The sequence below is a fragment of the Zymomonas mobilis subsp. mobilis ATCC 10988 genome (assembly GCF_000175255.2).
Taxonomy (GTDB): Bacteria; Pseudomonadota; Alphaproteobacteria; order Sphingomonadales; family Sphingomonadaceae; genus Zymomonas; species Zymomonas mobilis.
Genome location: NC_017262.1, coordinates 1541912 through 1556190 on the forward strand (window position 1 = coordinate 1541912; position 14279 = coordinate 1556190).

The window sequence follows — 14279 nt, forward strand, 5'->3', positions numbered from 1 at the left end:
TATGCTTTTATTAAAATTTAACATTGTAACTTAAAATTATAAAATTTTTTGAAATAGATATCATGATTATCTGGTTGTTTTTTTTACATAGCCAATATTATTGAAATATAAAATTACAATCACTTATTTTTATATAATATTTTATTACTCGATGCTATTTGAGATAACTCTTTAGATTTTTCTTGCTTTTATCTTTGTATTTTTGAAATTTAATAATGATTATTACCTTCAATTTGTATATTTATATTTATTTCTATTTGATTTTTATAATAAAATTTTTAAAATTGCCCGATCATTGATATTTTTTGATGGGGCGGGTAATGCAAAAAAGGCAATCCTATAAGACGCTGCTTTTATATTCTGCAATATTATCAATAGGATTGATGACCGAAAGCAAAGCGGAACCCCCCGTTGATTACAGTAAAAATGATTCTGTTTTGGATCGCGACTCTTCTCAAAATGATTCGAATAAAAAGAAGCCGTCGATATCCCATCAGAAATCAGGGCAAGAGGTCGCTTCCGCACAAGACATCACCGTTAATGCCAAAATAGAAAACGGTACCGGAGCGAGAACCGCTTTACCGGTCGTCAATTTTGGCCCTTTGGGTGATATAAAGCCGGAAAACGCCCCTTTTTCAATTTTAAGTGTGCCTCATGATGTTATCCGCAACCAGCAAGCGCGGAATGTGAATGATTTGATGCAATATTTGCCTTCGGTGCAGCTGGAAATGCGCGGTGATCCGGGAACTTCCCGCCCTCAATCACGAGGCTTTGAAGCGGATGTGATTGCCAATAGCCGCATGGATGGTTTTAATATTGCGACCACCACGCCTTATGCTGCCGAGCAGTTTGAAAATCTCCAAGTTTTGAATGGGTTGGCCGGTGCGATCTATGGCCCTCAAAATCCGGCAGGCACCTTTGAATATACGTTAAAAAGACCAACCACCGAAATGATGGAGGATTTTTCGGTCGGAATCGACTCCCGTGGCACCGTAACTGAAGCCGCTGATATTTCAGGATCGACGGGTAAAAACAACTGGTTCGGCTATCGCGTCAATCTGGTGCATGGTGCCGGTTCCAACTATGTCCGAACAGGGCATATCAATCGTAATTTGGTGAGTGGCAGTTTCGACATCCATGTCGATCCCCAAACCGTTATCGAATTGAATGCCAGCCATTATGTCTATGATATCAAAGGCGGCGCACCCGGATTTTCTTACAGTAACAATATTCAACTTCCAAAGGCGCCCGATCTTAGCACTCCTTATCTGGGGCAAAGCTATGCTGGATATAACGCCCAGACAGATACGGCCTCTGGTAAAATCAAACATCAATTCGGTGACAATTGGAGCCTTGTTGCCGGAGGCTTATTTCAGAATGCGTGGCGGGATGTCTTTGCCAATGCCAATACTTTGATTGATAATATAGGCGATTATAAACAGACGATTGCCTCGGCTGCCACGGCCTATCGATTTAAAATTGCCAGCAATCTTGCCTATTTAAACGGGCATTTCCATACCGGATTTGTGCGTCATGATGTGGCTTTGGGTTCCAATGGCTATGTCATGAGCAATTATAACCCAACCAGTAGCCAGAGTTTTTCTTTAGGCACCAGCAATCTTTATAATCCTACCCGATTTGATGGCACGCGCCCCCGTTCCTCGGGTAGTTATCGTTCAGCCATTGCCCGCAATCAATCGCTGATTGTCAGCGATACGATTACCTTTAACAAGCATTGGTCGATCTTGGGTGCCTTTAGTTGGAGCTGGATGACATCTTCAAGCTGGAATAAGGCCGGAACCCGTACTGCCCATAATTATACCCAAGGCGCTTTTAGCCCGAATACCAGCCTGATTTATCATCCTATTGAAAATCATACCGCTTATTTTACATGGGGGCGCAGTATTCAGCAGGGCATGACGGCACCGGCTGGAAGTGCCAATGTCAGCCAGATTCTTAACCCTTATGAAAGCGAGCAATATGAGCTGGGCTATAAGGTGAAATGGCGCAATTTGTCCTTGAATATCGACGGTTTCAGAATGACCCGACCTTATGCCTATGTCGATACAACCACGAATGTTTATGGCATGTATGGCACCCAGCGGAATTGGGGTTTTGAATTCCAGATGGCGGGTCATATCCGTCATGACCTGTCGGTATTGGGTGGGGTGACATGGCTGGATGCCAAAGTCGGTTCGACGGGCAATCTGACAACTTCCCACAAGGAAATTGTCGGGGTGCCACCTGTCCAGTCGAATATTCTGATTGATTATACTTTGCCATTTTCAAAAGAGAGTTTGGCAAATGGTTTGGCGATTAACGGGAGCGTCCGTTACACTGGAACGCGGGCGGCGAATAACACCAATACGACATATGCGCCCCAATTCGTAACGGCGAATATTGGTATCCGCTATCCTTTCAAAATGGCGAATAAACCTTGGGTTGCCCGTTTTACCGTCAATAATATCATGAACGAACATTATTGGGCTTCGGTCTATCCATCTTCTATCAATGGGGCTGCCGGAGGCACCAACAGTGCTTATGCCGGTTTACCGCGAACCTATTCCTTTACTTTGGAATGCACCCTTTAGGGAGTCGTTCTTCTTTTCCTCGCTCATGATGTCAAAAGCCAAGCGGGTATTTTTTGGAATATCCGGCTTGGCTTTTCTAATTATTAAAAAGCGTCAAGACGCGGATTCCGCTCTTGTCTTTTTATAAAAGATTTACTTGTCGCTTTTTTGTGAAATCTTTTTCAAAAATTCTTGTTGTCGGCAGAGTTTAATTTCAAAAATCTCTTGAACTTTTTACGGAAAGGCTTTCTTTTCAGCGACATAATGTGTTTGTTTTGTCACTTTTGCGACAATAAATGCCGAGAAAAGGCGCATTTGCTCTGAAAAATCACCAATTTAGCGCTAAATATAAGAGTGGCATAAGATTTGCTCAAAAAATTTACAAAGAACCCATTCCATATTTCGTCTGTCAGTTGATATATCCGGCGGGAATATGAACAAGGGGGCGTAGCTTTTCGCCTTCAGACCTCCTGAGGAAGGAATAAAACAGTGACGGATATACTACTTCTGGTGGTAAGTGCCTGTCTGGTCAACAATGTTATTCTAACGCGCTTTTTAGGTTTATGTTCCTTTATGGGTGTAACTACGCGCGTTGATACTGCTGTCGGGATGGGGGCGGCCTGCACCTTTGTTATTACCACCTCTTCTATGGCAAGTTGGGCTTTGGAGCATTGGTTACTCGCCCCCTTTGGTCTGGGATATCTTCGGACGGTCACTTTTATTCTGATTATCGCTTCGGCGGTTCAGCTGACGGAATCGTTTTTTCGTAAATTCTCGCCGACTTTGTTTCGGCTTTTGGGCATTTATCTGCCGCTTATCACAACCAATTGTGCCGTTTTGGGCATTACCTTGCTGTTGGTAGAACAGCATTATGGATTTGTGGACAGCACGGTTTTCGCTTTTGCTTCCTCGGTTGGATACAGCCTCGTTATGGTGCTGTTTGCGGGATTACGTGAAAGATTGGCGTTATCGGTAACGCCTCGTTTATTTGAAGGCCCTCCTATCGGTTTTGTGACGGCAAGTTTGCTGGCGCTGGCTTTTATGGGTTTTTCTGGAATGTCTGTCCACTAGACGGGAAGAAAGAACGATGTTGATAGCCATTATAAGCCTGACTGTCATGGGGCTGGCACTTGGCCTGATGCTGGGGCTGTCCTCGAAATTGCTGCGGGTAGAAGAAGATCCGATTGAAGGCCAGTTACAGGCTTTGTTGCCGGGATCACAATGCGGGCAATGCGGTTATGTCGGCTGTTCACAATATGCGGCCGCTTTGGCGCATGATGGCGCGCCTGTAACCCAATGCACCCCTGGGGGTAGAAGTGTTGCTGAAGCCTTGGCCAAGGCCTTGGGTGTCAGCCTTGATCTGTCACAAGCGGAAGATATTGGCCCCAAAACCGCTTTGATCCATGAAGATTTATGTATCGGATGCACGGCCTGTATTCGCGATTGTTCCAGTGATGCCATTATCGGGGCGGCGCGTCAGGTGCATACGATTATTCCTGATGTCTGCCATGGTTGCAGCAAATGTGAAACGGCTTGTCCGACGGGGGCTATCGAAATGGTGCCGGTGGCGGTCACGTTGGACAACTGGCATTGGGATAAACCCAATCTGGCAATACAGGATAGTTTAGCTAATCCAGCCTTTGCGGCGCAGGCATTGGCCAATCGGATAACGGATGAATCCGATGGTGGACAGGGTAAAGCCTATAAAGCTTCTCTTGAAAAAGAAGCCGAAGAAGAAAGCTTGGGCTAGGGGAGCAGAGATGAAATTATTTTCAGTCCGTGGGGGTATCCATCCCAGTTATCGGAAACAGGCGACTACAGCTAAAAAGATAGAGCCTTTGCCGATTGTGCCATTCTATTTTCTGCCTTTGCGGCAACATTCCGGCGCTCCGGCGGAAGCGGTTGTTAATATTGGTGACCATGTTGGGAAGGGGCAACTTTTGGCGGCTCCGGCTGGCCGGATATCCGCGCCTATTCATGCTCCAACCTCTGGTATTATTCGGGCAATCCAGAATATGACCGCGCCTCATCCTTCCGGTTTGCCGGGGATGACGATGGTTTTGGAAGCGGATGGCAAAGATAGCTGGGCGGAATTACCCGAAGCCTATAGTGATCCTTTCGCCGTCGATCCGCAGTTAATTCGTGAACGGGTGGCTTGGGCTGGCGTTGTTGGTTTGGGTGGCGCGGCTTTTCCGGCAGCTGTCAAATTAGAACAGAGCAGCCAGAAACCCATTAAAATGGTGGTGCTGAATGGTGCCGAATGCGAACCCTATCTGACGGGCGATGATCGGGTAATGCAGGAATATGCCGATGAAGTTATTTCCGGCGGCCGTCTGATTGCCCATGCGGTAGGTGCGCCGAAGGTCGTGATCGGGATTGAGCGGAACAAGCCCGAAGCGATCGCGATAATGAAAAAGACCGCCGAAGCCTATGACAATGTCGAGATCGCGGATTTACCGGCGCAATATCCGGTAGGTTCTGCCCGTCATTTGGTGCAAGCCTTGACCGGTCTAGAAATTTCAGCCCGCACCCGTATCGCTGATGTTGGGGTTCTGGTTCAAAATGTCGGGACTGCTCGCGCGGTTTGGCGTTCTGCCCGTTATGGCGAGCCGCTTATCTCGCGTATTGTGACGGTTTCTGGCGGCGGCATGAATGACCCGAAAACATTAGATGCACCGATTGGGTCACCGGTTAAAGCCTTGATTGATTTCTGCGGCGGCATGAATGAAAAAGCCGAACAGATCGTCACCGGAGGCCCTTTGATGGGGGTCGGCCTGCCGAATATTGATGTTCCGGTTATCAAAGGCACCGCCGGTATTTTGGCTTTGACTTCCGAAGAAATGGATCATCGCCCAACCGAAGCCTGTTTGCGTTGTGGCCGTTGCGTTGATGTTTGCCCTTGTGGTCTAAGTCCGGTTGAAATGGCCAGTTTGATCCGGCGTGATAAATTGGAAGAAGTTGAAAAGCTTCAGGTGATGGACTGCTTTTCTTGCGGTTCCTGTTCTTATGTTTGTCCGTCCCATTTGCCTTTGGTGCAATATTTCAACTATGCCAAGGGCGAAATCTGGAATCGGCGTGACGAAGAGAGAAAACAGAACAAGATCAAGGCCTTGGCCGCTGCCAAAGAGGCGCGTCTGGCTGAAGTCTTGCGCCAGAGGCAACTTGCGGCAGAGCGGGCGAAAGCCGCCAAAGCTGCCGCCAATAAAGAGGAAAAGGCAGTTTAATGAGTGGCAGTATCGCAATCAGCGGGCCCTTTACCCATGCGGATAACAGTGTCTCGCGCACCATGCAGACGGTTATGCTGGCGCTTGTTCCAGCGACCTTGTTTGATCTTTGGCTGTTTGGCTGGCCTGCCATTTTCCTTTTTGGTCTGACTATTCTTTTCTGTCTTTTGATTGAGGCGGGATGCCTGATGCTGGCAAAACGTCCGGTGCTTCCGGCGTTAAAAGATGGTTCTGCGATTTTAAGCGGCTGGCTTATTGCGATGAGTTTACCGCCTTGGGCACCTTGGTGGATTGCTTTATTGGGGGCTATTTTCGCGATTGCTTTGGCAAAACAGGTTTTTGGTGGTTTGGGACAAAATTTGTTTAACCCTGCCATGGTTGCCCGTGTCGCTTTGCTGATTTCTTTTCCGTTACAAATGACGCAATTTGCTGCCCCACATCCCTTATTGACTGCCCATGCGCCAGATATTCTGACAGGGCTAAAAATTACTTTGGGTTGTGAAGGTAATCTGGATTCTTTGTCGGCGGCTTCTGCGCTGGGTCATATCAAAACTGAATTGACGCGGGGGATTCCGGTCACCCGCACGGTTCAGACCTTGCCCGGATTAAAAGATATGCTGTTGGGGATTAAGCCCGGTTCTATGGGTGAAACCTCGGCAATCTTTATTCTGTTAGGGGGTCTGTTCTTGATGTGGCGGCGGATTATTAGCTGGCATATTCCGGTTTCAATGTTGTTGACGCTGTTTTTATTGGGAAGTCTGTTTTCAGCTATCAATCCGGCACGCTTTGCTTCTGGTCTTATTGAATTGCTGTCCGGTGCTTCGATGCTGGGCGCGTTCTTTATTGCAACCGATTATGTCACCTCTCCGGTATCGAAAAAAGGTCAGGTCATATTCGGCTTTGGGGTAGGCTTCCTGACATGGATTATTCGTAGCTTTGCCGGTTATCCAGAAGGGGTGGCCTTTGCCGTGTTGCTGATGAATGCGACGACCCCCATCATCGACCACTATAGCCGCCCTCGTGTGTTCGGTCGCACTCGCCAAGGACAACCGGTGGCATTTGGGGACAAGAAATGACCGATCAAAAGGATGAAGCCGAAAACCGGAAAGAAGCCGTCGAACAAGACGCTTTATTTCAGGCCGATGAGGCGATGCATGAAGGGGATAAGCCAGAGAAAGAGAAGGCTTTCTTCTTTCATGGCCTTGTGTTGGCCGCCTTTTGTTTGGGCTTTGGGGCTTTATTGGCCTTAACTTATCATTTGACCGCTCAAACAATCGTAGCGCGCGGGGTCGAAGATCAGCAGGCTTCTTTGGAACAGGTTATTCCTGCCTCGATTCATGACAATGATATCTCTGCTCATCCGCTCCATCTAAAAGATGCCGAAGGGCATGATGTAACGGTTTTTCGCGCGACAAAGGCCGGTCATGTGACGGGTGTTGCCTATGAAATTTCTGGCACTGGCTATAGTGGTGAAATCCGTTTGATGATGGGTGTCGATGCCGAAGGTCATATTCTTGGGGTGCGGGCGCTGGCTCATAAAGAAACCCCAGGACTGGGTGACAAGATCGAAGCCAATAAATCGAATTGGATCTTGCGCTTTACCGGCCTGTCTTTGACCAATCCGTCAGAAAGCAAATGGAAAGTCAAAAAGGACGGCGGTCAGTTTGACCAATTTTCCGGTGCAACGATTACGCCACGTGGTGTTGTTGCGGCGATCCATCGTGGTCTGGAATTTTTCGAGACGCATAAAAACACTCTGTTGGAGAGTTCAAATGTCCAATAATGAGTATTTCCGTATCGCCAAAGACGGTCTTTGGGACAATAACGGTATTCTAAGTATGTTGTTGGGGCTTTGCCCAACAATGGCTGTTACGACCAGTGCCACAAATGCCTTGGGCATGGGATTGGCAACCGCCGCAGTGATGGCGGCTTCCAATCTTTTGGTTTCTGTGTTTCGGCATCATATTACCTATGAAGTACGTGTGCCGGTTTATATCCTGATTGTGGCGGCCATGGTGACCTTGGTTGATCTGGTGATGAATGCCTATATGCACCCGCTTTACAAGGTGTTGGGGCTGTTCATTCCGTTGATCGTTTCAAACTGCTTGCCGCTTGCCCATTTGGAGGCCTTTGCGGGCAAAAAACCGCCTCTGGCCTCTTTAACCGATGGTGTTTTTGCTGGATTGGGCTTTACCTTTGCCCTGACGATCATTGGTGGCCTGCGTGAAATTATCGGTTCAGGCACTCTTTTTGCCAATGCGGCTTTATTGCTGGGATCAAGCTTCCGTTTTCTGGAATGTCATCTGTTACCGACGGATTGTCATATTTTGATGATGGTTTTACCGCCGGGGGGCTTTTTGGTGACTGGCTTCGTTTTAGTCGGGAAAAGAATGATCGACGTGGCACAGGGCAAAGAAATTTCTATGTCCGGCGCGCATGGGGCTTAGGGAGGCAAAAAGATGAAGATATCCGTCGCTTATGCCAAACCGGAACGCCAGTGGTGGCTTGAATGTGAAGTCAAAGAAGGCGCGACTATCGAAGACGGTATTAACGCTTCCGGTATCTTAAAGCGGTGCCCTGAGATCGATCTTGAAAAACAGAAGGTCGGTATCTTTGGTAAAGTCGCTAAATTAGATGCGCCTTTAGAAGAAGGGATGCGGATCGAGATTTATCGGCCGCTTTTGGTTGATCCCAAAACTGTCCCTAAAAAGAAAAAGAAGGCTTAAAGTTAAAAAGCCTGTCCTTGAAAAAGGGCAGGCTTTTTTTTGATGTCTTTTTATAAAATCGTCATCGTTAAATTAAAGAACACGCTTCTTCCTGACAACCGCCAGTATAGCGGCGCACCATTTGGATATTCTGCGGTGGTTTTCGATTGATTACCCGCAAAATCGCTGATGGCATGGCTACCGAAAACATTCGATATTTTAATGCTGGGCGTGATATTTCTTAGGATATTGCCACCGACATTTTTGAAATGCCAGCCAAACGCCATATCAGCGGTGATGTTACTGTGTATTAAATACTGGTTTTTAAAGACGGTGTTTCCAGCTGTGTCTGTTGTACTATCCAATCCCCAATGATTGCCGACATATTTCCCGATAAAAGAGAAATAGGGACCATCTTTCTTCTCGTATAACACGCCGAAAGAGGCCAGAGATTTTGGAGATGCGGCCACCCGTATTTTGGAATCTTTATAATGGGCGCTATTGACGCTGTAGTTTCCATAAAGGGAAACGCCATATCCGATGGCATATTGGCCTTCGATTTCCAATCCTTTGTAAATTGCGCCGCCGCTATTCACATAAGTCGTTTCTGTGCCGATATTGGGGACGTTAATTTGGGCAGAAGCAATATAGTTTGAAAAATCGATATAATAGCCATCGGCAGAAATCGTCCAATTCTTCTTTTGAAGAACCGTTCCGACTTGATAATTCCACGTTGTTTCCGGTTTTACATAACCGACATTTTGCGTTTGAAAGACACTGAGGGGCGGGGCTAGGAAACCACGTGCAATTTGACCATAGGCACTCCAACCTTTCATCAATATTTGATTGATTGCGATGGAGGGCTGCCATGATTTGAATGATTGGTTATCCTTTAACGCGGTTTTGGTATTCTTGTTGATCGCCGCATCATAATTCCGGTGAAAATAAGAATATTTTATACCCGGTTTTACGGTCATGCCTTTCATCGGATGCCAGTCGAATTCTAAATAAGGCTGTAGGGTCGTATTGATGTCATGGATATTATAGCTGTAGGCCGATCCATTCTTACCCGGAACCATGATAGAATTTTGGGACAGATCAACCGCATAGGTATAGCGTCGATCATTCTGAACATCTGCCCAGACCCCCGTTAAAATATCGCCGACAGGTGTTTTCGCCTTTAAAGCCAGCGTGTCCCCATAGGCTCGAAATTGAGCATCGGCATATTTGCCGGGAACATCATTGGCATAGCTGCCGACTTTTTTACCGGCGGCATTATAAAAAGTAACCCCATTTGCCGAGGGACTGTTTTGGCTGGCATCGGTTGTTTTTGTATAAGAATGTTCAAAGCCGACAGAATAGACTTTATTCTCTAATTCTAACCAAGAGAGCGGCTTCGCCTTTAGGCTGATATAACTAAAATCAGATTTATAGGTGCTTGGATTATATTTATAAAAACACTGTAATTGAGGATCATTACATAAGCCGTAATTCTTCCCATATTGGGCATATTCGGCCAAGGTTGCGCCTTGGGTGGTATATTGATGCTCTTTATTGAAGGTAGTGGCCGCCGTAAGGGTGATGTCTGACCCTAATTTGATAACATCTTTAAACATGATGTTGCTGCGGCGTTCATTTGAATGCGTCAAATAGCCATCCGTGGCTTCATGCTGCAAATCAAGAACCATTTTTCCGGCAATGGTTTCTCCGCTATCGATTTCTAAACCACCTGCGCGGGTATTATAACTGCCATAGGTTCCATAGGGCGTAATACCAAATTTTTCAGAAGGTTTTCTTGAGGTAAAGCCAATGGTTCCCCCAAAAGTAGCATTCCCGATAGTGGAAGCTGTGCCGGGGCCGCGATCAACTTCAGCTTGACCGAGGAAATGGGCTATAAACAAGGATGAGGTCGAATGATGTAGATCGCTGGCATCTCCAAAAGGGATGCCATCAAAGGTCATATTATATTGCCCATCCTGAAAGCCTCTTAGGCTCATCGTTTCAGCTTTACCAATACCGGGGCCATTGGGATTTTGTGTCCAGACACTGGGCTGATATTTGATAATGTCATCCACACTGGCCAAGGGAATAATATTATTGGCCATAAAAGAACTTTGAATGATGGATGTCGGCTGTGTGATGTTCAGAGGTACGGAGGAAGGCGCCAGACGCTCGGCCTTCCCAATAACGGTTATTTCCTTGCCGCTCCAATAGACATTCTTTTCGTCTTTAGAGTGATGATCCGCTTCATTTTTCTGAAAATTCTTTTCCTTATCGTTTTTTTTATCAGGCAAAGAAGATTTTAAATCTGAAATAGGGTCTGATGACAAAGATAGATTATCTGATTTATTATTGGTTTCAGTATATTGATGTGCCTGTAATCCGGCCGGTAATGTTATTGTTCCAAGACTGAGCGTTATAATAATAGCTGTTTTTGAATTTACTTGGAAAGACATTAAGATATTTCCTAATATTGCTATTATTCAAAATATTATTCCTGATAAAAACCTCTTAAATTCAATTGATTGCAATTTTGTTTCACCTTTGTTGCAAAAAGGTTTTGTTACATTTGGGAAATGTTAAATAAGGCAACGCCGTTATTTTTTATTTTAAGATAATCTGAAAAAAGAAGGACAAATGAATATGGATATCGCGCAGCAACGCCAACATATCCTAAGCGGCGCTTATTATAATGATCTCACCCCTGAATTGATAAAGGCAAGAGAAGAGGCGGTTCGGCTTTCCAATCTTTATAATGATAGCTTTGGTGAAGCTCCGGCAAAAAGAGAAAGCTATCTGCGGCAATTATTGAAGAAAATAGGCAAAAATGCCTATTTTGAGCCGCGCTTCCGTTGTGAATTTGGTTTCAATATTAGCATCGGCGACAATTTCTACGCCAATTTTGACTGCATTATTTTAGACGGGGGCGAAGTCACCATCGGGGATAATGTTCTATTTGGCCCTCGTGTCGGTATTTATACCTCGAATCATGCGATCAACCCCGATGAGCGGAAGGCCGGAGCTTGTTATGCCAAAGCCGTGACAATTGGTCATTCTGTGTGGGTCGGCGGTGGCGTTAACATCAATCAGGGTGTGACAATCGGTGATAACAGTATCATCGGTTCGGGAAGCGTCGTCACAAAAGATATTCCGGCCAATGTGATTGCGGCAGGGGTGCCTTGTCGGGTGATACGGCCTATTACTGATGCCGACCGTGTGGGTTTTAAAGGCTCTTAATTCCTTTTGCGCTTTTTCTCTGTCTGATGGGCTTATGCCGCTTACAGGATTTTTTGCTGTCATTCTGTTCTGACCAGCTTCATAAATAGGAAACAGGATAAATAGTTACTTTGGGCGATAGAGCTTTTTGATTTGAAACTTTCGCTTATCCGTCAGGGATCTCGCGCTTGCCATTTGAGTCCGTGTTATCGCCAAAGATAGAATAGTGTTGGGTTGGGAAGAGCTTATGACTTTTGATTTATTATTCGATTTGGACGGGACGTTAGTCGATACCGTTTATGTTTCTTCTGATGTCTTGAATGAAATGCTGCAAGAACGCGGTAGTCGTCGGGTTATCAAGCCAGAAGAAACGCGTCCGCTCGTTACTTTAGGGGGCGAGGCGATGATTGCCGGTTTGTTCGGCGATGATTGTGTCGATCCTTTGGTTGATGTGGCTGAATATCGGCGGCTTTGTGCTGGTCGCGATACCCATGATGACAGCTTGTTCCCCGGGGTGCGGGAAGGTATCGAACGGCTTTATGCCTTGGGTATGAAAATGGCGGTCTGTTCTAATAAGCCGCAAAATCTGGTCGAAAAAATCATGAGCGATCTTGGCTTTGATAAATATATGGTCGCGCTGGTCGGTGCCAGACCTGACCTACCTCGAAAGCCTAACCCTGCTTTGTTGAATGTCGCCTTGGAAGAAATGAAGGGCAATAGTCAGAATTGCTGGTTTATCGGCGATGGTGAAACCGATCAGGAAGCCTCGGCGGCGCTTGGTATTCCGTTTATTTTTACCTCTTATGGATATGGAACGCCCATTGAAGGCGTGCCGATTGAGGTAACTTGCCCTGATTTTAAATCAGTTACTGACTTTCTGGAACAGAAGGCTAAAGCCTAAAGAAATTCCTGTTTTGCTTATAGAATGGAATATTTCCACTCTATAAGCAGGAACAGTGGTTACAAAGATTTCTGTTTTTTGCGCTTATACAGATTATAGCTGCCGTAAAAAACAAGGCCGATCGCATTCCATAACAAGAAGCGGATCGTCGTATGAAGTGGCAGACTGGTGAATAAATAAAGGCAACCGATAACGGTGACGCTGCCTATCACAAAAGGAAATGGACAAGAAAAACGCCGCGTCCTTTCCCCTTCTCGAACGCGCAGAATAATCAAAGAGAGACCGACAGCGATAAAGGCCACCAAAGTGCCAGCGTTGGCTAATTCTGCCAATTCATCCAATCGGAAAAAACCGGCAATTAAAGCAATGACAATACCGGTAAACAGGGTCACCTGACTGGGGGTGCCATGCTTGTTTACTTTTGCCAAAAAAGGCGGCAACAGATGATCTCGCGCCATGACAAAAAAGACGCGGCTTTGTCCGTAAATCATCGCCATAATAACCGAAGGCAAGGCAACAAGCGCAGCCGCCGCAATCCATTTTGCTGCCGTCTCATGATGTAAATTTCTAAGAATAAGGGCCAGCGGTTCGCCACTTTTGATAAATTCGCTAAAGGGTGCCGCCCCCAATAAGCAGGCCGCTACACCAATATAGATCAGAACCGAAATAGTCATCGAACCGATAATACCGATGGTCAAATCCCGCTTGGGATTTTTGGTTTCTTCTGCCGCTGTGGCGACAGTATCAAATCCATAAAAGGCAAAAAACAGAATAGCCGCGGCCGCCATAACGCCTCTGACTTTTCCATCCGGCGAAATATGGCTGACAAAACCGTAAGGCATGAAAGGATGGTAATATTCAAAATGGAAAGCGGGCATTGTCAAAACGACAAATAAGACCAAGGCGGATAATTTTAAAATAACCAGCGCCAAAGTCAGAGTCGCGCTTTCCTTGGCACCTGCGGTCAACAATAGGGCGATAGACAAGGCCACGATAACCGCCGGTAAATTGATAATCCCGCCATCATGAGGACCCGCCAATAATGCCGCGGGTAAATTGATACCAAAAGAATGAAGCCATCCGACAAGATAGGCCGACCATCCAACGGCGACGGTCGAGCTTGCCAGTGAATATTCAAGGATGAGGCTCCATCCGACAATCCATGCCATATGGCGGCCAATCGCCATATAGGCATAAGTGTAAGCGCCACCGGCTTCCGGTATCAATGTGGATAACTCGGCATAGCCAAGGGCAGCCGTAGCACAGATAAGGCCGGCAATAATAAAGGCAATAACAACAGCAGGTCCCGCCCGATCAGCGCCGACACCTACCAATGTATAGATACCTGTCCCGACAATCGCGCCGACACCTAAGGCAATAAGATGCGGCCATGACAAATTACGGGAAAGCGCTTGGTCTTTTTTATGAGGGTGAGACTGTTGTGAAGAAAGTGAACGAAATTTTTTACGAGAGCCAAAATATTTTTTTAACATGCAGTCCCCTTTTTGGCCTTTTGCCGTAAAAAGGGGGGAGGGGTCAAGGGAAGCCCTATTACAGGGGCATAGCCTGTCAGGCTGTTTTAGAAATCTTGATACCCGATATTTCTAAAATAAATCACTTCATTTCATTGAACGCATCATGGTGCGGGCGGAGGGACTCGAAC

At 46.2% G+C, this 14279-nt stretch carries 12 protein-coding genes; 10 read left to right on the forward strand and 2 right to left on the reverse strand.

What is annotated here, in order from left to right; genetic code table 11:
• Positions 1-383 precede the first annotated feature (383 nt).
• From ZMOB_RS06960 to ZMOB_RS06995, 8 genes are all read left to right on the forward strand, one after another.
• Positions 384-2591, forward strand: a complete 2208-nt coding sequence (locus ZMOB_RS06960) for a TonB-dependent receptor (protein WP_014501009.1) — start codon at positions 384-386, stop codon at positions 2589-2591.
• Positions 2592-3059: 468 nt separating this feature from the next.
• Entirely contained in the window at positions 3060-3641 is a 582-nt protein-coding gene (gene rsxA / locus ZMOB_RS06965) for an electron transport complex subunit RsxA (RefSeq protein ID WP_011241547.1), read from the forward strand.
• A gap of 16 nt (positions 3642-3657) precedes the next feature.
• A complete protein-coding gene (locus tag ZMOB_RS06970; protein WP_011241546.1) occupies positions 3658-4320 on the forward strand; it encodes an RnfABCDGE type electron transport complex subunit B in 663 nt (220 codons plus the stop codon).
• Positions 4321-4330: 10 nt separating this feature from the next.
• Positions 4331-5794 carry an electron transport complex subunit RsxC gene (gene rsxC / locus ZMOB_RS06975; RefSeq protein ID WP_014501010.1) on the forward strand — a complete coding sequence of 488 codons (1464 nt, stop codon included), beginning with the start codon at positions 4331-4333 and terminating at the stop codon, positions 5792-5794.
• Positions 5794-6870: an RnfABCDGE type electron transport complex subunit D gene (locus ZMOB_RS06980; RefSeq protein ID WP_011241544.1), complete on the forward strand. Its 1077-nt coding sequence runs from the start codon at positions 5794-5796 to the stop codon at positions 6868-6870. Before rsxC ends, ZMOB_RS06980 begins: the two co-directional genes overlap by 1 nt.
• Positions 6867-7577, forward strand: coding sequence for an electron transport complex subunit RsxG (gene rsxG / locus ZMOB_RS06985; protein WP_011241543.1), 711 nt, complete (start codon positions 6867-6869; stop codon positions 7575-7577). The genes ZMOB_RS06980 and rsxG overlap by 4 nt, the downstream gene beginning before the upstream one ends.
• The gene (locus tag ZMOB_RS06990) at positions 7567-8241 is read left to right on the forward strand and encodes an electron transport complex subunit E (RefSeq protein WP_011241542.1); all 675 of its coding nucleotides are present in this window, start codon (positions 7567-7569) and stop codon (positions 8239-8241) included. The genes rsxG and ZMOB_RS06990 overlap by 11 nt, the downstream gene beginning before the upstream one ends.
• Before the next feature lie 12 nt (positions 8242-8253).
• Entirely contained in the window at positions 8254-8520 is a 267-nt protein-coding gene (locus tag ZMOB_RS06995) for an RnfH family protein (RefSeq protein ID WP_011241541.1), read from the forward strand.
• A 50-nt stretch (positions 8521-8570) separates the two neighbouring features.
• On the opposite strand, the gene ZMOB_RS07000 is transcribed toward ZMOB_RS06995, so the two are convergent.
• Positions 8571-10955, reverse strand: coding sequence for a TonB-dependent receptor (locus ZMOB_RS07000; RefSeq protein ID WP_014501011.1), 2385 nt, complete (start codon positions 10953-10955; stop codon positions 8571-8573).
• A 187-nt stretch (positions 10956-11142) separates the two neighbouring features.
• Between ZMOB_RS07000 and ZMOB_RS07005 the strand changes: the two genes are divergently transcribed.
• Together ZMOB_RS07005 and ZMOB_RS07010 are read left to right on the forward strand one after the other, a co-directional pair.
• Positions 11143-11736, forward strand: a complete 594-nt coding sequence (locus tag ZMOB_RS07005; RefSeq protein WP_014501012.1) for a sugar O-acetyltransferase — start codon at positions 11143-11145, stop codon at positions 11734-11736.
• Between the two features lie 226 nt (positions 11737-11962).
• Entirely contained in the window at positions 11963-12616 is a 654-nt protein-coding gene (locus tag ZMOB_RS07010) for an HAD family hydrolase (RefSeq protein ID WP_014501013.1), read from the forward strand.
• A 59-nt stretch (positions 12617-12675) separates the two neighbouring features.
• Here the strand turns inward: ZMOB_RS07010 and ZMOB_RS07015 are convergent, their stop codons facing one another.
• Positions 12676-14109 (reverse strand): amino acid permease, encoded by a 1434-nt coding sequence (locus ZMOB_RS07015; RefSeq protein WP_011241537.1) that lies wholly within the window; start codon positions 14107-14109, stop codon positions 12676-12678.
• Positions 14110-14279 lie beyond the last annotated feature (170 nt).

Bases quoted from the DNA above. Each gene is read 5' to 3' on its own strand.
- ZMOB_RS07000 (WP_014501011.1), bottom strand. From the start codon at position 10,955: ATGTCTTTCCAAGTAAATTCAAAAACAGCTATTATTATAACGCTCAGT.
- ZMOB_RS07015 (WP_011241537.1), bottom strand. From the start codon at position 14,109: ATGTTAAAAAAATATTTTGGCTCTCGTAAAAAATTTCGTTCACTTTCT.
- ZMOB_RS07005 (WP_014501012.1), top strand. From the start codon at position 11,143: ATGGATATCGCGCAGCAACGCCAACATATCCTAAGCGGCGCTTATTAT.
- ZMOB_RS06960 (WP_014501009.1), top strand. From the start codon at position 384: ATGACCGAAAGCAAAGCGGAACCCCCCGTTGATTACAGTAAAAATGAT.
- rsxC (WP_014501010.1), top strand. From the start codon at position 4,331: ATGAAATTATTTTCAGTCCGTGGGGGTATCCATCCCAGTTATCGGAAA.
- ZMOB_RS06990 (WP_011241542.1), top strand. From the start codon at position 7,567: ATGTCCAATAATGAGTATTTCCGTATCGCCAAAGACGGTCTTTGGGAC.
- rsxG (WP_011241543.1), top strand. From the start codon at position 6,867: ATGACCGATCAAAAGGATGAAGCCGAAAACCGGAAAGAAGCCGTCGAA.
- ZMOB_RS06980 (WP_011241544.1), top strand. From the start codon at position 5,794: ATGAGTGGCAGTATCGCAATCAGCGGGCCCTTTACCCATGCGGATAAC.
- ZMOB_RS06995 (WP_011241541.1), top strand. From the start codon at position 8,254: ATGAAGATATCCGTCGCTTATGCCAAACCGGAACGCCAGTGGTGGCTT.
- ZMOB_RS07010 (WP_014501013.1), top strand. From the start codon at position 11,963: ATGACTTTTGATTTATTATTCGATTTGGACGGGACGTTAGTCGATACC.
- ZMOB_RS06970 (WP_011241546.1), top strand. From the start codon at position 3,658: ATGTTGATAGCCATTATAAGCCTGACTGTCATGGGGCTGGCACTTGGC.